Below are 17,569 nucleotides of genomic sequence, written 5' to 3'. Positions count from 1 at the left end.
GCCCGTCCGCCCGTCGTTGTCGGCGTCGGGCGTAGCTGAATACCTGTCAGTGGGTACCGACAGAAACCGGCGACTGCTACCGCGCCTTGACGGCGTCGTACCGCGTGCGGGCCTCGGTCACCTGGGGAACCATGCCCTCGACGAACTCGATGAGATCTTTCAGCTTCGCCGCGACCTCGGCCCCGGCGGGCGTCAGGCTGTACTCGACCCGGGGCGGGATCGTCGGCTGCGCCTCACGATGGACGAAACCGTCGCGTTCGAGCGCCTGCAGCGTCTGTGCCAGCATCTTCTCGCTCACCCCGTCGACCTTGCGCCGCAAGGCATTGAACCGGAACGGTCCTTCGGCGAGCGCGGCAAGCGCGAGCGTGCCCCAGCGGCCGGTGATGTGCTCGAGGATGCCGCGCGACGTGCACGCACGGGCAAACACGTCCGCGACCAGCTGGTCTATCTCGGACACATCACCACTCATGCATATCAAGGTACCTGGCGAACCGTACCCGGCAATGTGATTGCACTTACTCCTGGTTTGCACTTTCTCAGAGTTAGTACAAACTCAGGGGCGGTAGCACGATTCGAAGGAGAACCGCATGATCGTCGTCACCGGTGCCACCGGGCACCTCGGCCGTCTCGTCATCGAAGGTCTCAAGCAGAAGCTGCCCGCTGACCGGATCGTCGCCGTGGCCCGCACCCCGGAGAAGGCCGCCGGCCTGGGCGTTGCCGTCCGCGGGGCGGACTACGACGAGCCCGCGACGGTGGAGGCCGCCGTCGAGGGCGCGGACAAGGTGCTGCTGATTTCGGGCAACGAGGTCGGTAAGCGGGTGCCGCAACACCGGGCGGTCGTCGGGGCCGCGCAGAAGGCCGGCGTCAAGCAGATCGTCTATACGAGCGCGCCGAAAGCCGACACGTCGGCGCTCGTCCTCGCGCCGGAACACAAGGCGACGGAAGAGGCCATCCGCGAATCCGGGCTGCCCTTCACTTTCCTGCGCAATGGCTGGTACCACGAGAACTACGGGCAGACCGTGCGGCAGGCGGTGGAGACGGGCAGCTTCGTCGGCAGCGTCGGCGAGGGCCGGGTGTCCAGTGCCTCACGCGCCGACTACGCGGCCGCCGCCGTCGCGGTGCTGACCGGCGAAGGGCACGAGAACAAGATCTACGAGCTCTCCGGTGATGTCGCGTGGACGCGCCCCGAACTCGCCGCCGCGATTGCCGCCGCGGCCGGAAAGCCGGTCACTTACCAGGATCTCACGCCCGAACAGCACCGGGCGGCACTCGTGGAAGCGGGCCTGCCGGAGGGGACTGCGCAGTTCGTCGTCGCGCTGGACGGGAACACCAAGGACGGCCTCCTCGGCGAGACAAGCGGGGAACTGCGCGCGCTGATCGGCCGCCCGACCACGTCCATCACCGACTACGTGACACGGGCCGTAGAGGCGCTCTGACGCGATCAGGCAGGGCAGGCGGTAACGCCACGACCACGCTGTGCTTCACTTCGGCCATGCAGACCGAGGACAGCGCCTGTGAGGTGGAAGACGCCGAGCTGTCCGCGCGGCGGCTCGGCGAGGGACCGCCGTTGCTGATGATCTCCGGCGGGGTGGGTGCGGCGAGCAGCTACGGGGCGCTCGCCGCGCGCCTCGCCGAGGAATACACGGTCCTGCTCTACGACCGCCGCGGGCATTTCGGGAGTGTCGACGTCACCGAGGGCCCGGTTTCCGTGGAGCAGCAGGCCGCGGATGCTCGTGCGGTGATCCGGCACTTCGGCTTCGGGACGGCACTGGTGTTCGGCAGCAGCGCGGGTGCGCAGATCGGGCTGGCGCTCGCGGCGCAACATCCCGAAACGGTCGAGGGCCTCGTCGCGCACGAGCCGCCGGCCGTGCGATTGCTCCCGGACGCCGAGCAGTGGCTGGAGTTCGCCGCCGAACAGGTCTCGCACGCCGAGTCCGGCGACCTGCTGACGGCGTTCACGGGGTTTGTCGGGTCCATCGCGGGCGCCGGGCTGCCGACGGCCGGCACGATCCGGCTGCCGAACGAGGACGAATGGCGGTTCCTGTTCACCCGTGAACTGACGCGGATCTACGAGTACCTGCCCGATGTCGAGACCCTGCGGCGGTCGCGCGTGCCGATCGTGCTCGCCGCCGGGGAGGGCAGCCGCGGCTACTACCACTACCGCCCGGCCCGAGTACTGGCACTCGAACTGGGCCTGCCGTTCGTCGAGATGCCGGGCGCGCATCTGGCGCCACAACGCAACGCGGGCGAGTTCGCGGCCGAGTTGTCGAGACTGCTGACGGATCTGGTGCGCTAAAGCTCCCGGATCACCCGGCACGGGTTCCCCGCCGCGAACACGCGAGACGGCAGATCGCGGGTCACGACACTGCCCGCGCCGACCACCGTGTCGTCCCCGACGGTCACGCCCGGGCACACGATGACCCCACCGCCGAACCACACGTTGTTCCCGATGGTGATGGGCGCGGCCGTTTCCCAGCGCTGGCGCCGCAACTCGTGATCCTCCATCGGGTGCAGCGCGGTGAGCAACTGCGCCCGCGGCCCGATGGACACGTCGTCACCGATGCGGATGGGGGCGCAGTCCATCAGGATCGCGTCGTAGTTGAGGAAACTGTTGGCGCCGATCTCGATCAGGTAGCCGTAGTCACACTGGAATCGCGGCATGATCCACGAGCCGGCACCGAGGCGCCCGAGCAGCTTCCGCAGAACCGGTTCGCGCTGGTCAGCGGGGCAGGCGTCGAACTCGTCGCACAACTGCTGTGCCCGCCTGCGATCGGAGACGAGCTCCGGATCGTTGTCCCGGTACAGCTCCCCGCGCAGCATGCGCTCCTTGTGCTCGCCCACCGGCCCAAACTAGCGCGTCCGGTCCCGGAAATCCGCTGTACTCTGGAGTAAGGCGACCGGCGCCTTCCTCCCCAGTTTCGCGCCGGTCGCGGCTCCGGCGCACACTCCCCCTCGGGCGCCGGGGCATCCCGGCCCCCGGGCCGCGTCCTCCTCCCCCAGTTCGACGCGCCCGGGGGTCCCTCAATCCACTGTGGACACGAACGATACCTGCTCGCTTCGGTGACTAGGATGAACCGGGAACGCCATGGCCACCAGTGGTACAGACCTTGAGCACCTCGGCGCCCGCACGCAACAACGTCCGGGCAGCCCGGCGCACTGGCTCTACGACATCCACGCGTCCCCGTGCCCGCCGGTCCGGCTGATCACGTTCACGGAGATCGGCATACGTGGCCCGGGAATCAGCCGGGGGGCACGGCTCGCACCGTCGTGATGCCCTGGGTAAGGGTCCGCCGGCGGGCGCCGGGCTTCAGGCCTGTGTGACAGTCGGTTCCCCGACCCGATGGCCGTTGCGGCCCTGCGGGCGCAGGAACGGGACCTTGTCGCCCACCTTCTCCCCGACCTTCGCCCGCGCGACCCCTGCCGCGCCTTGCACCATCGGGTGATCGACGACCTTACGGTACGTGCGCACGATCTGGTCGTAGCGCGCCCGGCCCGCCTTCGTGCCGAGCACGTACCCGACAGCCGCCCCAAGCAGGAAAGTCTTCATGCCTCCGCCTCCTCATCGCGTGTCCAATCCCCGCGCTCATTGTCCCCCAGCCCCGAGCCCCGCGCCGGGGGTGCTCGCGGAGCGCGATCAGCGGTGCGCTATCGTTTGTACCCGTTGGCCGGACCACCCCGAGCCGGCGGCGAGTATTCCCCTGTAGCTCAATTGGCAGAGCATTCGGCTGTTAACCGAAGGGTTGTTGGTTCGAGTCCAACCGGGGGAGCTGCATAAACAGGGCCCTGGAGATCATCCGGGGTCTTCTTGACATCCACGGTTGACATCAGTCCTCGGCCAGCCGGTTCATCTGCTCAGCCATCCGCCGCTTGGCCTCGTCCAGGACGTGTCCGTAGATGTTGCCGGTCGTGCTGATGGACGCGTGACCGAGCAGCTCCATGGCCTCGCGGAGCGTCGCGCCGCCCAGCAATAGCCAGGTCGCGCAGGTGTGGCGCAGGTCGTGGGTGCACCGTGAGACGCCGTGATTCGAGCGGAGGTGAGAGACTCACCTCCACCGCTGATCCCGTCGCAGCGGGACGGTGGAGTTGAGGGCAGCTTGATCCGGGTGGTGCCGGGGGGTGGGAGCAGCCCTGACAAAGCCGGGACGGGCCAGAACTGCCAGATGGTCCCGGGTCCGGCAAGCGGGACGGAGAGGAGTACGCGAGGAACCGGCGTGTGACACCCCCTTGATGCAACGGCGGTATGGCACGCCGATAGGTCGATTCCGATGCGGGCCTCGATATCGGCCGCGACCCACTCGTGAACACGCCCGCGAAAGTCGGCAGGCTGTCCGCCGCCGCGGAGCGTCCCCCTCGTCACGGTGACGGCACCGAGGAACACGATCAACCCCCCACCCACCAGCCAAACAACCATCGGCACCCTCAACGGCGGAAGCCCCGCCCTACATCGGCATGCCCAATGGCGGCGGACAGTTGGCCAGGGATCAGGCCCGCGCTCGCGCAGGGATCTCACGAGCCAGAAGCACCGCGACCGCCCCGAGCAGGGTGCCGGTGATCCTCCGTTGCCAAACCGCCCAACCGGGGCGGCGCGCGATCAAGGACGCGACCGCGCCTGCACCGATCACGATAGCCGCGTTAACCACCATGCTCACCGCGATCTGCACTCCACCGAGCATGAATCCTTGCACCGTCGTGTGTCCGCGGCTCGGGTCGATGAACTGAGGTATCAACGCGAGATACATGATCGCCGCCTTGGGGTTGAGCAGGTTGGTGATCAGCCCCATTCGAAACAACCGCCCGGCCGAATCCCGTCCCAGCTTCTGCGGCTCAAACAGACCCCGCCCGCCCGGCTTGAGCGCTTGCCACGCCAGGTACGCCAGATAGAGCGCACCAGCCGCTTTGAATCCCATGTACAGCCACGGCACGGCGACGAACACCACGGCCAGGCCGATGTTCGCCATTGTCATGTACGCCACGAACCCCATGGCGGTGCCACCGAGCGAGATCATCCCCGCTGTGCGTCCCTGACTAATGCTGCGAGAAACCAGGTACATCATGTTCGGTCCCGGGGTGAGCACCATCCCCAGGGCCGTCACCGCCATACCGACCGCAGCCGCCGCAGAAATCACCACGTCGGCAGTGTGCCCGTCGCCACGCGAAGCCGTCGATAGCCACTCGCGGACAATTGCGGACACCCAATCCCGACCGCCTGCAGCCAAGGTTCAAAGTGGTCGGCGACCGCGTAAAACTGCGCGACGACGCGCACGGAGCCACGTCTTCGGCGCGAACGTTCAGGGTTTCCACACCCGTGGCATTTCGTCCCAGGTGCGGCCGTCCAGGAGGCGGCCGCCGGCGTTGCGGGTGCGGCCACCCCATTGTTTGAACAGGAACGGGATCCCTGCGGCGACGCATTGGTCGCGGATCGGGCGCACCCATTGTGGCCGCATGGGCCGGTGGGCCGGACCCGACTCGCCACCGGCATAGACCCAGTCGAGGCCGGTGAGGTCGAGGCCCGGAAGCGGACCGAGCAGCGGCTGGAGTGACAGGAACCGGACCGCGGCGGGGGTGGCGCGCAGCCGGTCGGCACGGTGGACGTACTCGTTGCTTTCGATCGTCGTGCCCCACCACACGTTGGGCAGCGGCCGCGGTTGGAGCGCTGCGAGTGCCGGGGCCATCCGCTGCGGGCGTTTGGTCAGGACGAAGAACGTGTGCCGGCCGGCGCGGCGCATGACGTCGAGGACCTCGGCGAGGAAGGCATCGGGCACCTTGGGGTGGAACAGATCGCTCATCGAGTCCACGAACACCAGCCGCGGTTTGCGCCAGCGCAACGGGATGTCCAACCGCCGCGGGTGCAGTGTCAGGCGGAAACCGGGGCCGCTCGTCCGGGGATCGCCGTCGTGCTGGTAGCCGGCGTTGCCCATCGCCTTGAGCCGCTTGGCGAAGGCCAGCGCATAACAGCTGTCGCAACCGGCGCCGACCCGATCACAGCCCGTGGTCGGGTTCCACGTGGCGGACTCGATCTGGCCGTCCTGCCGGAGATCGACGACCCGCCGGTGCGTCGCCATGACCCCGATTCAACCACCGCGGTCCGGGCGCCCGATGACTTGTCGTGAGTATCCGGACTTTGGAAGGTACGTCGGATCGGCCGAGTGGCTCAGCCGGCGACGGCGTCCAACTGGGCCATGACGGCGTCGTCGAGGGCGATCGTTCCGGCGGCGACGTTCTCTTCGAGGTGGCCGGTGTGCGCGGTGCCGGGGATGAGCAGCACGTTCGGCGCGTGGTGCAGCAGCCACGCGAGGCCGACCTGCGCGGGCGTCCGGCCGAGGGCCTGCGCGGCCGCGGCGACGGCCGGTGCGCCGGTCACCTTCGGCATGGTGGGGAAGGCGCCGCCGAGCGGGAAGAACGGCACCCAGGCGATCTGCTCGTCGAGGCAGAGCCGGAGCATGCCCTCGTCATCGCGCGAGATCAGGCTGTAGAGGTTCTGGACGCAGACGATCCCGGCGGGAAGGGCCCGGCGCAATCCGTCCACGGTGACGCCGCTCAAGCCGATCGCGCCGATCTTGCCCTCGTCGCGCAGCGCGGTCATCACCGCGAGCTGGTCGTCGATGCCGACCACCTGGTCGGCCTCGGCCCGCAGTCCCGGCCCGGTGTCCAGGCGGCGCAGGTTCATCACCGGGATCTGGTCGAGGCCAAGGGATTTGAGGTTGTCCTCCACACTCGCCTGCAGCTGCTCGGGCCGCTGCGCGGGACGCAGCCGGACGGCACCGCCGGGGTTCGGATCGGCGCCGACCTTGCTGACGATCACGACGCCGTCCTCCGGGCGGAACGCGTCGCGGATGACCCCGTTGGCGAAGCCGTCGCCGTAGAACTGGGCGGTATCGACATGGTCGACGCCGAGCTCGACCACGCGGCGCAGGAGCGAGATCGCGGCGGCGCGGTCGGCGTGCAGGCGCTCCAGCTGCATCGCACCGAAGCCGATACGGGACACCGTGCGGTCGCCGAGCCTGGCGGCTCCGCCGGCTCGTGTGACGCCGGCAGGGCTGGCGTTCGTGGTCATGGGAATCCTTCCACGTTAATCGGAGTATCCTCCGCTTAATCGAGTGTAGCACTGTATCGGAGGTGCCTCCGCTTTGAACGTCCCTGATCCGGCACCGCCCGGGAAGAAGCGGGGTGGCGCCCGCGCCCCCCGTGCCGACGCGCTGCGCAACCGCGACAGACTCCTCCAGGTCGCCCGGGCCGCGTTCGCGGCCGGCAACGACACCGTGTCGCTGGAAGGCATCGCCCGCGAGGCCGGCGTCGGCATCGGCACGCTGTATCGCCACTTCCCGACCCGCGAAGCCCTTGTGGAGGCCGTGTACGCCGCCGAACTCGACGACGTGACCGGCAGCGTCCCCGGCCTGCTGCGGCGACTCCCGCCGGAGGCGGCGCTGCGAGCGTGGATGGGTCGCTACGCCGCCTTCATCGCGACGAAACATGGCATGGCCGAGACACTGCGCGCGGGCTGGGCGTCGGGCCGGATAGCCACACCGGCAACCCGAGAACGCGTCACCGCCGCCGTCGCCACGATCCTGGCCCGCGGGGCCGAAGCCGGCTCACTGCGCGCCGACGTGGAACCCGAGGACATCACCGTGATGCTGCTGGGAGTGCTGCTCACCAGCACGGCCGGCCACACCCCCGAACAGACCGAACGGCTGCTCGACCTCGTCATGGACGCGCTACGACCGACCGACAGGGAACGCTGAGCGGGCGCTATTCGATCCAGAACAGCCGCACCGTGGCAAGGGAAGCCGTGGCGACGGTGAGCGACGTGGCCAGCAGCAGCCGCCACCGGTGCACTCCGGGGCGCCTGCCGGAAACCAGGGTCAGGACCACCAGCACCGCCCCGCAGCAGCCGGCCGCCGCCTCAAGCGCCGATCCGGTGAGGATCCCCTGCCGCACCAGCAGTGCCGTCACGATCGCCGCCGACAGGCCGGTCCGCTGCCACGACAGTGTCGTGCGCTCGGGCTGCAGACCGGGATCGCGGGAGGTCATCGGGCGAACACGACGGCCACCACGACCAGCCCCACGACGGCCGCGACCACGCCGATGGTCGCGGGCAACCAGTCCATCGGCAGCGGACGCCCGTGCCGCATCGCCCGCTGCACCTTCGCCCACCGCCGGTAGGACAGCGCCGCCAGCACCGTTCCCGCCACGGCCAGCAGCACCGCGAGCGCGGTTTTCAGGTGCGGCACCGCGAACGACGGCACCAGCTGCGTCAGCGCCACCGCACCGGCGACCAGCGCCAGCGCCGTGCGCAGCCAGGCCAGGAACGTGCGTTCGTTGGCGAGGGTGAACCGGTAATCCGGCTCCTGTCCCTCCTCGTACCAGCGTGGGCCCACTTCACACTCCTGCCGGCCGCGGTCGTCATGCTCCCGGTAACGGTAGTCGACGGCCGGTTACGGCATTCGCGCGACCGCGAACACCCGGCGAAACGGGAACCAGGTCGTGCCGTCCGGCCGCCGCGGGTACGCCTCGTTCAGCCGGGCCGCCAGTTCGGCCCGGAACCCCTCCCACGAAGCCTCGTCCAGTGCCGCCTTGACCGGGCGCAGGGCGGTACCCGCGACCCATTCCAGCACCGCGTTCTCCCCCGCCAGGCGCTGCACGTACGTCGTCTCCCAGGCGTCCACCAGGCAGCCTTCGTCCGCGAACAGGTCCGCGTACTGCCGCGGCGTGCCGACCGGCTCGTCGCGCAGCGGGACCACAGAAGCCGCCAGCTCACGGATGATCGCGTGTGAGGGCGCGTCGAAGTTGCCCGGGACCTGCATCGCGAACCAAGCGCCCGAAGGAAGCTGCCCGACCCAGCGGCGCAACAGCTCGCGATGGTCCGGCACCCACTGCAGTACCGCGTTGGTCACCACCACATCGGTGTCCGGCGCGGGCTTCCAGTCGTGCACGTCCACGACCTGAGCCGGTACCCCGGCCGCCTGCGCCGCGGCGACCATTTCCGGCGAGCTGTCCAGAGCCTCGAGCACGGCGGACGGCCAGCGTGCGGCCAATGCCAGCGTCAGGTTCCCGGGACCGCAGCCGAGATCGACCACCCGGCGCGGGGCCTCGGCACCGATCCGGCCCGTCAGGTCGTAGAACGGGCGTCCTCGCAGGTCAGCGTAGTCAAGGTACTTCGCGGCATCCCACACAGTACGAGCGTACTGCTAAGGTTCGGGCGACGCCAGGCGCTCCGCGGCCTCTCGCGCCATCGCCGCGACGACCTCGGTGTCGACTCCCGGATCGGCTCGCGCCTGCAGCACGCTCCCGTCCCGCCCCGGCACCTTCCGCCGCACGAACCACACGGCGCCACCGCCGGCCAGTTCGTGCCGGTGCCGCCCGCGAATCGAACCGTCCACCCGCTGACGCACCATCACCGGCAGCTTCCCGGGCCGCGGCAGTGCAAAGCGCACCGGCTCGCGGTCGGCGAGCAGCACGGCCGCCCCGGCCGTGCCCGCCTCCTCGGCTTCCACGAGCGTGAGGATTCCCTCGCCCCACGCCGCCTTGCTGATCAGATGCCAGCCGACGCGCCGCCCCTCCGGCAGCCACAGGCCCAGTTCGGTCACCACGAGATGGCCGCCGTAGGCCACTTCGGCGACCGTCAGCGCGTTCTCGTTCGAGGCGAGCTCACCGGGAAACCCGTCGGGCAACCGGTCGCCGGACAACCGCCGCAGCCACGACATCAGCTCAGTCCATCCCGCCGATCGCCTGCTCCCTGAGCGCCTTCCGGTACTCCTCCAGCGCCACCAGATCGCCGAACAGCGCGCGGTACTCGTCCGCGGCTTCGACCGGCGACAGCCGCTGCAGCCGCGACTTGATCTCCGCGATCTGCCGGCCGACGAGGTTCTCCTGCACGGCCGCGACCATGCTGCCGATGTACCGGACGTCGGCCTCTCCCTTGGCGTGCAAGGGTTCCACCGCCAGTTCCGAGAGCAGCGTGCGCACCGTCCCTTGTGGAAGGTTCACGCTCGCGGCGTCGATCAGCGCCGGACCGGCGAGCCCGCAGCCCGCGCCGCCCGCCTTCAGCACCGCGCGGTGCACCGCGAGATACGCGGGATGGGTGAACGCGTCTTCGGGCAGCGCGTCGTACTCGGGACCGGCCATCGCGGGCTCCTGCAGCGCGGCCTTGAGCACCTCGCGTTGCGCCATGAACCGCGGATCCTTCGGCGACGGGCGCGGCATGTCCTCCGCCGGAGCGCTCGGCACGGGCGCGGAACCGCCCCGCCGCCCCTGCTTCACCGGGACACCCACCGCCCCGCGCACGCGGCGCACCACCATGTCCGCGTCCTGCCAGCCGACCCACCACGCCAGCTTCGTCGCGTACCCGTCCCGCTTCGCCCTGTCCTTGATCTGCGCGACCAGCGGCACTGTCCGCCGCAGCGCGGCCACCTGGCCGTCGACCGAGTCGAGGTCGTACTCGGCGAGCATGCTCCGGATCGCGAACTCGAACAGCGGGATCCGCCGCGCCACCAGATCCCGCACCGCGGCGTCGCCCTTGGCCAGGCGCAGCTCGCACGGGTCCATCCCGTCCGGCGCGACCGCGATGTACGTCTGGCCCGCGAACGTCTGGTCGCCCTCGAACGCCTTGAGCGCGGCCTTCTGTCCCGCCGCGTCCCCGTCGAAGGTGAAGACGACCTCGCCGCGGAACGCGTCGTCGTCCATCAGCAGGCGCCGCAGCACTTTCATGTGGTCCTCGCCGAACGCGGTGCCCGAGGAGGCCACCGCGGTGGGGACGCCGGCCGCGTGCATCGCCATCACGTCGGTGTACCCCTCGACCACGACGACCTGGTGCCGCTTCGCGATCTCCCGCTTGGCCAGGTCCAGCCCGAACAGCACCTGCGACTTCTTGTAGATCGGGCTCTCGCTGGTGTTGAGGTACTTGGCCTGGATCTGGTCGTCGTCGAACAGCCGTCGCGCGCCGAAGCCCACGACGTCGCCGGAGATGTCCTTGATCGGCCAGACCAGCCGCCGATGGAACCGGTCGATCGGGCCCTGCCTGCCCTCGCGCACGAGCTGCGCCTTGAGCAGCTCCGGCAGCTCGAAGCCGCGATTGAGCAGATGCTTGGTCAGCTTGTCCCAGCCGGCCGGGGCGAATCCGCAGCCGTAGCGCTGCGCCGCGGCCTCGTCGAACCCACGCTCTTGCAGGTACTTGCGGGCAAGCTCCGCCTCGGGCGTGCGCAACTGCCCGGCGTAGAACTCCGCGGCCGCCTTGTGTGCTTCGACCATCCTGGTCCGGGTGCCGCGGTCACGCTGGACGCTCGCCCCGCCGCCCTCGTAGGTGAGCCGGAAGCCGATCCGGTCGGCCAGCCGCTCGACCGACTCGACGAAGCCGAGGTGATCGATCTTCATCAGGAACTTGATGACGTCGCCACCCTCACCGCAGCCGAAGCAGTGGAAGGTGCCGTGGGTCGGCCGCACGTTGAACGACGGGGTCTTCTCGTCGTGGAACGGGCACAACCCCTTGAGCGCGCCCCCGCCGGCGTTGCGGAGGGCGACGTACTCCCCCACGACCTCGTCGATCCGGTTGCGGTCGCGCACCTGTCCGATGTCTGCTTCCCGGATCCGGCCTGCCACGCGTCGAGGATACTGTCTTGGCCATGGCACTCGCTGAGGAGTTCACCGGCCACCGCGCTCACCTGGTCTCGGTGGCCTACCGGCTCACCGGATCGGTGTCCGATGCGGAGGACGCCGTGCAGGAGTCCTGGTTGCGGCTGACCGGGCTGAGCGAGGAGAAACGCGCCGCGATCCGGGATCTCAAGGGCTGGCTGACGACCGTCGTCGGCCGTATCTGCCTCGACCGGCTGCGCTCGGCGGCCGCGCGGCGGGAGCGCTACGTGGGGCAATGGCTGCCCGAGCCCATCGTCACCCCGCTGAGCGGCGGCTCCGCGGAAGATCCGCTCGAGGTCGCGGTCCGCGACGAAGGGTTGCGCATGGCGGCGATGGTCGTGCTCGACAAGCTCACCCCGGAGCAGCGCGTCGCGTTCGTGCTGCACGACGCCTTCTCGGTGCCGTTCGAGGAGATCGCCGAAATCCTCGGCGCGAGCACCGACGCGACACGGCAGCACGCCTCGCGAGGGCGGCGCGTGCTCAAGGACGCGGAACCGCCGCCGCGGGCGAGCCTCGCCGAACAGCGGCAGGTGCTCGACCGGTTCCTGCGCGCCCTGGTCGCCGGGGACGTGCAGGGCATGGCCGAGGTGCTGCACCCGGACGTGGTCCTGATCGGGGACTCGAACGGCAAGGCCCGCACGGCCCGCCAGGTCATGGTCGGTGCCGACAAGCTCATCCGGTTCTTCCGCGGCCTGGTCCAGATGTACAAACCGGAGGCGCTCACCGCCGGGCGGCCGATGCTGGTCAACGGCGATCTCGGGGTCTACCTGCCGCCCACCGAGGTGCCCGGCGGGCGCCAGCTCGACGCGCACCTGGAGACCATGGCGGTGCGCGACGGGCGCATCGTCGCCGTCTACGACGTGGCGAACCCGGACAAGCTCACGCGAGTCCCGGCAGCGGAACCCGGCACGCCTCCCCCGACGTGAAGCCCTGGTCGACGATGCCGAGCGCGCTGTTGGTGCGGCTCCGGGAGTTCTCGAGCGCGATCTGGTACGTCAGCTCCAGCGCCCCCTTGCGACCGAACTCGCGCTCCAGTTCGGCGACCTGCTCGTCGGTGACGGACACGGGCGTCGCGGTCACGGCGTCGGCGTAGGCGATCGCGAGGCGTTCCGGCCTGCTGAAATGCGGCGAGGTCGCGTAGTCGTCGATGTGCTTGAGACGGTCGATGTCCAGGCCCTGGTGCTTCTGCAGCATGGTGCCGAAATCGACGCACCAGGAGCAGCCGACCCGCACGGCGACGCGGTACACGGCGATCTCGCGAACGTTGGCCGGCAGGGCGCGCGAGGCCTTCTCGACCGCCATCTCGTGCACCGCATACGCGGCGAGCAGTCCCCCGTGATGCGCGACGACGGCGAACGGTTCGGGGATCGCACCGCAGCGGCGGCGCGCGAAGCGGTAGGCGAGCTTCGTGAACAGACCGGCGTCCTTTGTGGACAGGACGGGGATGCGTGACATGGGCTCCTCCTCAAGTGGTTCTCTTGACGAGGACGAGAGCCCTGGGCCGAACGTGACAGCCTGCCGGACGCGACGCCCTGAGCCGAGGTCGCGCAGGCGCACCGTGCCGGGGAGGGCGGTCACGTGCGCGGGAAACTCGTGGTGGTGGGCCCTAGCTCGCGGTGAGGGCCCGCACGTCCCACAGCCAGACGCCGTCGACATAGCGTGCCTGGGTGCCCAGCAGCAATTCGACCGTCGCCTGCAGCGCCTGCTGGTTCGTGCCCGGGGCGAGCACCACGACGTCCGCGTGCCAGTAGCGCAGGTCGGCCACGGCCTCGGCGCGCTGGGTGCCGGTCACGTCCGGCACGCCACCGTTGTCCTTGACCTCCTGCAGCAGGTGTGTCGTCGGGCGCTCGGGGGCGCCGTAGCGGCCGCGCTTGTCGCCGGGGCCGTTCGGCCCGACGAAATAGCCGGCGGCGAGCCGGAAGCCCGAACCCGCTTGTGTTTGCCAGTGCAGGGCCTGCGCGTCACCGGGGCTCGGCAGCGGCACGGTGATCACCGAACCCGTCGTGACGTACTTGCGCCAGGTGCCGTCGGAGAAGAACGCGGGCGTGGGCGGCCGCGTGATGGTCTCCAGCGGGGTGGGCGCGATCGGCAGCAGCACCGCGACCAGCACCCCGAGCCAGAGCCAGCGCAGCGGCAGTTCCCTGTCCCGGAACGACGGCGCGGCTTCGAAGACCCGGTGCGTCGCGATCGCGAGCAGCGCGCCGACCGCCGGGATGCACGCCATCGCGAGCCGCGATTCGAGCAGCGAGTCGAACAGCGGCAGTTTCGCCAGCAGGGCCCACGGGCCGGGGATACCGGTCTCCTTGTGGTCGACGGTGATGATCAGCCCCATCGAGAACCACGCCATGACGAACATCGAGATGGCGATCGAGCGCGCGAGCACGTTGCGCCACAGCCAGATCGTCAGCACCACCATGAACACGATGAGCGGCCAGCCGAAGAACGCGTTCTCCTCGGTGCGGTTCATCGACACGTCCGCGGCGGCGTCGGCCTGCCCCGCGATGGACTCGGTCGCGAACCGGGTGAACGCCGCGGTGTCGTTGCCGACCGAACCGTGTTCGAGCGTCCGGTAGCTCTGCGGCCCCAGGAACTGCCACCACAACGGGAAGATCACCACCGCGGCGGCCAGCACCCCGCCGATGACCAGCCCGATCACCAACGGCCGCACCATCTTCACCGCCGCACGCCATCGGGAGGCGGCGTAGGCGATCGCGAACACCGCGAAGCCGAGCATCGTGATCAGCAGCGGCTCCTCGCCGAGGAACACCTGGTACGCGACCAGCCCGCCGAGGATGAGCCCGTCGCGTACCGGATGCGCGCCCTGCACGAGCCGGATCAGCCGCAGCACGATGAACGGCAGCAGGATCAGTACGGCGAAGTTCGGATGCGCGTTGCCGTGCGAGATCATCGGCGGCGCGAACCCGCAGAACGCCCCGCCGATCGCGGCCGCGAGGCGCGAGCTCACCAGATGCCGCGAGAACACCCAATACCAGGCGAACGACGTGCCGGCAAGGCCACCGGTCAGCGCGACCGTCCAGGTCACCGTCGGGCCGAACAGCAACGTGATCGGCGAGAGTGGGATGCCGAGGCCGAGCATCGCGGTGTTGGCCATCATGTTGACGCCGTCGGGGTAGTTCTGCAGCGTCGAGAAGAGCGGGTTCTGCCAGTGCCACACCGCGTGGGCCGTGGTCGTGAAGAACCACTCCCACATGTTCTGGTCCTGGGCGCTGTTGTAGAGGTAGCCGCTGCCGAGGTTGACCCACAGCCCCGCGTAGATGATGAACGCGACGAGCAGATAGCACAGCCCGACGATCGTGTCGGCACGGTTCCACTTGCGGCGTCCGGACTCGTTCGCCTGCACGGTCCCGGGCGCCTCCAGCAACGCGGTCACTTTTACCTCACGGTTCGACAACGCGGGCAAAAAAGTAGACCACACCCGTTTCGGCGTGCCGCACGAGGAGCAGGAAAGGACGGTCGACGGTGACCGCGACCGGGTCGACCGGGGTGATCATGGCCACCGCGCGCATCACGACCGCCGTCGCCGCCGCGCCCTCGAGGCCGGCCTCGTCGAGCCGCAGTACCGCCTGGTGGATCACCTCGTCGACGTAGACGCGCTGGTCGGGGGTGAGCGGGGAGAAGTCGGCCCTGGCCGAGAACATCGCCGACACCCCGAGCCCGGCGAGCGCCGGTTTGAGCGCGGCGCGCAGCTCGAGCTTGATCTTCGGCATGGCCAGCCTGACCTGCCGGTTCTTCGCCGCCGACAGCAGCGAGGCGAGCCGGCGCGCGTCCAGTTCCGGCTCCTGCTTCGCGAGGTCCCCGTCAGGCAGGAGGACGCTCGCCCGCACCCCGCCGAGAGCCGGCAGGTCGACCACCTGCCAGCCGTCACGCGCGGCGTACCCGAACGACTCGTCCTGCCGCATCATCGGCACGCGGCGGGTGCCCGACGGGCTGTGGAAGTCGCCGTCCTCGGTGCGCTCCTCGCGGAACCGGTGCACCCAGGCGACCTTGAGGTACAGCGCGTTCACCAGGCTGGCCACGGTGTCCGTGGTCACGTCGCCGGGATGCAGCAGCTCGGGGATCAGGTCGTGCGTGGTCTCGGCGACGTCGGCGTTGATCGCGCGGCGGGCCGCTTCGGGATCGGTGGCGAACGATGCGTTCCGGGCGCCGCCGCCGGGCCAGGCGCCCAGCTGACCGAGGAAGTCCTGGTTCAGCGGGAGGTCTTCGGTGGTCCACAACGTGTTCGCGACCTCGAGCACGGGCGCCTCACCGCGACCGGACTCGCCGAGCGTGGCCGCGGCGCGCAGCAGCTCGGCTTGTTTCGCGATGTCGGACTGCCCGGCCGCGAGCAGCGCGACCAGCTCGTCCGAGGCCGCTCCGCGCGTCGCCTGGCTGGTCAGGCCCAGTGCGCTGGCGATCGAGTACGGCGAGAAACACGAGTCGCCCTTGCCCGCGACCGCGCGGTGCAGCGCGAGGCAGAAGTTCAGGTGGTCCAGGTCCGCCATTGCCCCGACGCTACCTGTTTTCAAGCGGCGGAGCGCACCGCCGCGGGTTCCGCCACCGGCACGGCCACGCAAGCGTCGAAAATCTCCAGGTATTTCAGTGGTGTCCGGTGTGCCAGGCGTGCCAGGCATGGGCCTGGGCATCGGTCAGGGACGCGACCTGGTCGATCACCACGCGCAGCTTCGCCGCGTCATCCCCCGCTTCCGCCCATGCCGGGTGGAATACCGCATCGAGGGCCTCCGGGGCGCGGCGGACGAGCAGGCGGACGAGCTCGGTGAGCATCTGGCGCTGACCGTCCTGCATCGCCAGGCGCCGCGGATCGCTCATCACGTACCTCAGCGCGAGCGCCTTGAGCAGCGCGACCTCGGCGCGGACCTGGCGCGGCACGGCCAGATCCGCACGGTAGCGGGTCAACGGACCTTCGCCGTACCGCTTCCTGGTCGTGGTGACCGCCGCCGCGGCGAACCGGCCGACGAGCTCGCTCGTGAGCCGTTTCAGCGCGACATGCGCGCCGAACGTCCGCTCCTGCCCTGCCTTCGCCAGCTCCGCGACCACGGGCAGGGTGAGCAGCTCCCGCGCGGCGGCCTCGAGCGCCGACACCGACTGGTCCGAGAAGTGCTTGGCCGCGAGCTCCGCGACGGCCGCGCGCTCGCCGGCCTCGGCCAGCACGGCCAGCGAGATGCGTCCCGCCAGCACCGCGTCCTCGACGTCGTGCACCGAATACGCCACGTCATCGGACCAGTCCATGATCTGCGCTTCGAGGCAGCGGCGGCCCTCCGGTGCCCCTTCGCGCATCCACGTGAAGATCGCCATGTCGTCGTCGTAGACGCCGAACTTGACCTGCCCCGGCCGCCGTGGCCACGGGTACTTCGTCGCCGCGTCGAGGCACGCGCGGGTCAGGTTCAGCCCGGCCGGTTCGAGCTTCGGCTCGAGTCTGGTCAGGATCCGCAGCGTCTGCGCGTTGCCTTCGAACCCGCCGCACTCCCCGGCGACCGCGTTGAGCGCCTGCTCCCCGTTGTGCCCGAACGGCGGATGCCCGATGTCGTGCGCGAGGCCCGCGGTGTCCACCAGATCCGGATCCGCACCCAGTTCCTCCGCGATTCCACGGCCGATCTGCGCGACCTCGAGCGAATGCGTGAGCCTCGTCCGCGGCACGCCGCTGACCTCGGCGCCCTCCCCCGGCCCGACCACCTGGGTCTTGCCGGCGAGGCGGCGCAGCGCGGCCGAATGCAGCACGCGCGCCCTGTCCCGCGCGAAATCGCTGCGGCCGTCCGCACGCGAGCCCGGCAGCCCGCCGCTCTTCGGCGGCTCCGGCACCCGGCGCTCGCGGTCGTGTTCGTCGTACACGAGGTCACCATAACCGCGGGCACCGACATTTCCGGCGCTGCCGAGAACAGCCATAAGGACCTGAACATGAGGACATTAGCCAGGAGCGCCGATCCCG

At 69.9% G+C, this 17,569-nt stretch carries 20 protein-coding genes and 1 tRNA gene; 5 read left to right on the top strand and 16 right to left on the bottom strand.

The annotated features are described in order from the left end of the window. Positions 1-76 precede the first annotated feature (76 nt). A complete protein-coding gene (locus FG385_RS07775) occupies positions 77-469 on the bottom strand; it encodes a winged helix-turn-helix transcriptional regulator (protein ID WP_139095945.1) in 393 nt (130 codons plus the stop codon). Positions 470-587: 118 nt separating this feature from the next. On the opposite strand from FG385_RS07775, the gene FG385_RS07770 reads away from it, so the two are divergent. Continuing rightward, complete coding sequence (locus tag FG385_RS07770; RefSeq protein ID WP_139095944.1) at positions 588-1,436, top strand: SDR family oxidoreductase; 849 nt, start codon at positions 588-590, stop codon at positions 1,434-1,436. A gap of 56 nt (positions 1,437-1,492) precedes the next feature. Next, positions 1,493-2,296, top strand: coding sequence for an alpha/beta fold hydrolase (locus FG385_RS07765; RefSeq protein WP_139095943.1), 804 nt, complete (start codon positions 1,493-1,495; stop codon positions 2,294-2,296). Here the strand turns inward: FG385_RS07765 and FG385_RS07760 are convergent. Then, positions 2,293-2,841, bottom strand: a complete 549-nt coding sequence (locus tag FG385_RS07760; RefSeq protein WP_139095942.1) for a sugar O-acetyltransferase — start codon at positions 2,839-2,841, stop codon at positions 2,293-2,295. The two genes, FG385_RS07765 and FG385_RS07760, sit on opposite strands and share 4 nt — an antisense overlap. A 466-nt stretch (positions 2,842-3,307) precedes the next feature. Then, positions 3,308-3,547 carry a hypothetical protein gene (locus FG385_RS07750; RefSeq protein ID WP_139095941.1) on the bottom strand — a complete coding sequence of 80 codons (240 nt, stop codon included), beginning with the start codon at positions 3,545-3,547 and terminating at the stop codon, positions 3,308-3,310. 147 nt (positions 3,548-3,694) lie between these two features. On the opposite strand from FG385_RS07750, the gene FG385_RS07745 reads away from it, so the two are divergent. Continuing rightward, a tRNA-Asn gene (locus FG385_RS07745) sits at positions 3,695-3,767 on the top strand. A gap of 57 nt (positions 3,768-3,824) precedes the next feature. Here FG385_RS07745 and FG385_RS07740 read toward each other — a convergent pair. The 4 genes from FG385_RS07740 to FG385_RS07725 all read right to left on the bottom strand — a co-directional run bounded on the left by FG385_RS07740 (position 3,825) and on the right by FG385_RS07725 (position 7,054). Beyond that, positions 3,825-3,995 (bottom strand): tyrosine-type recombinase/integrase, encoded by a 171-nt coding sequence (locus tag FG385_RS07740; RefSeq protein ID WP_139095940.1) that lies wholly within the window; start codon positions 3,993-3,995, stop codon positions 3,825-3,827. Between the two features lie 486 nt (positions 3,996-4,481). Continuing rightward, on the bottom strand, positions 4,482-5,129 hold the full coding sequence (locus tag FG385_RS07735) for a LysE family translocator (protein ID WP_200834355.1): 648 nt from the start codon (positions 5,127-5,129) through the stop codon (positions 4,482-4,484). 159 nt (positions 5,130-5,288) lie between these two features. Next, positions 5,289-6,062 carry a DUF5131 family protein gene (locus tag FG385_RS07730; protein WP_139095939.1) on the bottom strand — a complete coding sequence of 258 codons (774 nt, stop codon included), beginning with the start codon at positions 6,060-6,062 and terminating at the stop codon, positions 5,289-5,291. Positions 6,063-6,151: 89 nt separating this feature from the next. Continuing rightward, a complete protein-coding gene (locus tag FG385_RS07725; protein WP_139095938.1) occupies positions 6,152-7,054 on the bottom strand; it encodes an aldo/keto reductase in 903 nt (300 codons plus the stop codon). A gap of 73 nt (positions 7,055-7,127) precedes the next feature. On the opposite strand from FG385_RS07725, the gene FG385_RS07720 reads away from it, so the two are divergent. Beyond that, a complete protein-coding gene (locus FG385_RS07720) occupies positions 7,128-7,739 on the top strand; it encodes a TetR/AcrR family transcriptional regulator (RefSeq protein ID WP_139095937.1) in 612 nt (203 codons plus the stop codon). A 7-nt stretch (positions 7,740-7,746) separates the two neighbouring features. On the opposite strand, the gene FG385_RS07715 is transcribed toward FG385_RS07720, so the two are convergent. The 5 genes from FG385_RS07715 to dnaG are packed head-to-tail and all read right to left on the bottom strand — an operon-like array spanning position 7,747 to position 11,592. After that, the gene (locus FG385_RS07715) at positions 7,747-8,028 is read right to left on the bottom strand and encodes a DUF202 domain-containing protein (protein ID WP_139095936.1); all 282 of its coding nucleotides are present in this window, start codon (positions 8,026-8,028) and stop codon (positions 7,747-7,749) included. Beyond that, positions 8,025-8,375, bottom strand: a complete 351-nt coding sequence (locus FG385_RS07710; protein ID WP_139095935.1) for a YidH family protein — start codon at positions 8,373-8,375, stop codon at positions 8,025-8,027. The genes FG385_RS07715 and FG385_RS07710 overlap by 4 nt, the downstream gene beginning before the upstream one ends. A 57-nt stretch (positions 8,376-8,432) precedes the next feature. Continuing rightward, on the bottom strand, positions 8,433-9,170 hold the full coding sequence (locus tag FG385_RS07705; protein ID WP_139095934.1) for a trans-aconitate 2-methyltransferase: 738 nt from the start codon (positions 9,168-9,170) through the stop codon (positions 8,433-8,435). A 15-nt stretch (positions 9,171-9,185) separates the two neighbouring features. Further along, complete coding sequence (locus FG385_RS07700) at positions 9,186-9,701, bottom strand: hypothetical protein (RefSeq protein WP_139095933.1); 516 nt, start codon at positions 9,699-9,701, stop codon at positions 9,186-9,188. A 4-nt stretch (positions 9,702-9,705) separates the two neighbouring features. Beyond that, positions 9,706-11,592, bottom strand: coding sequence for a DNA primase (gene dnaG / locus FG385_RS07695; protein ID WP_139095932.1), 1,887 nt, complete (start codon positions 11,590-11,592; stop codon positions 9,706-9,708). 23 nt (positions 11,593-11,615) lie between these two features. On the opposite strand from dnaG, the gene FG385_RS07690 reads away from it, so the two are divergent. Next, on the top strand, positions 11,616-12,551 hold the full coding sequence (locus FG385_RS07690) for a sigma-70 family RNA polymerase sigma factor (protein WP_139095931.1): 936 nt from the start codon (positions 11,616-11,618) through the stop codon (positions 12,549-12,551). Here the strand turns inward: FG385_RS07690 and FG385_RS07685 are convergent. The 4 genes from FG385_RS07685 to FG385_RS07670 all read right to left on the bottom strand — a co-directional run bounded on the left by FG385_RS07685 (position 12,505) and on the right by FG385_RS07670 (position 17,526). Then, positions 12,505-13,080 (bottom strand): carboxymuconolactone decarboxylase family protein, encoded by a 576-nt coding sequence (locus FG385_RS07685; RefSeq protein ID WP_139095930.1) that lies wholly within the window; start codon positions 13,078-13,080, stop codon positions 12,505-12,507. The genes FG385_RS07690 and FG385_RS07685 overlap by 47 nt on opposite strands. Before the next feature lie 151 nt (positions 13,081-13,231). Next, a complete protein-coding gene (locus tag FG385_RS07680; protein WP_139095929.1) occupies positions 13,232-15,016 on the bottom strand; it encodes a glycosyltransferase family protein in 1,785 nt (594 codons plus the stop codon). Between the two features lie 7 nt (positions 15,017-15,023). Further along, positions 15,024-16,127: a serpin family protein gene (locus FG385_RS07675; protein WP_139095928.1), complete on the bottom strand. Its 1,104-nt coding sequence runs from the start codon at positions 16,125-16,127 to the stop codon at positions 15,024-15,026. 94 nt (positions 16,128-16,221) lie between these two features. Beyond that, positions 16,222-17,526, bottom strand: a complete 1,305-nt coding sequence (locus tag FG385_RS07670) for a deoxyguanosinetriphosphate triphosphohydrolase (protein ID WP_139095927.1) — start codon at positions 17,524-17,526, stop codon at positions 16,222-16,224. Positions 17,527-17,569: the final 43 nt, after the last annotated feature.

The sequence above is a fragment of the Amycolatopsis alkalitolerans genome (assembly GCF_006152065.1).
Classification (GTDB): domain Bacteria; phylum Actinomycetota; class Actinomycetes; order Mycobacteriales; family Pseudonocardiaceae; genus Amycolatopsis_E; species Amycolatopsis_E alkalitolerans.
The sequence above is the reverse complement of the archived record's forward strand: the minus strand, read 5'-3'. Positions and strand labels throughout refer to the sequence as shown.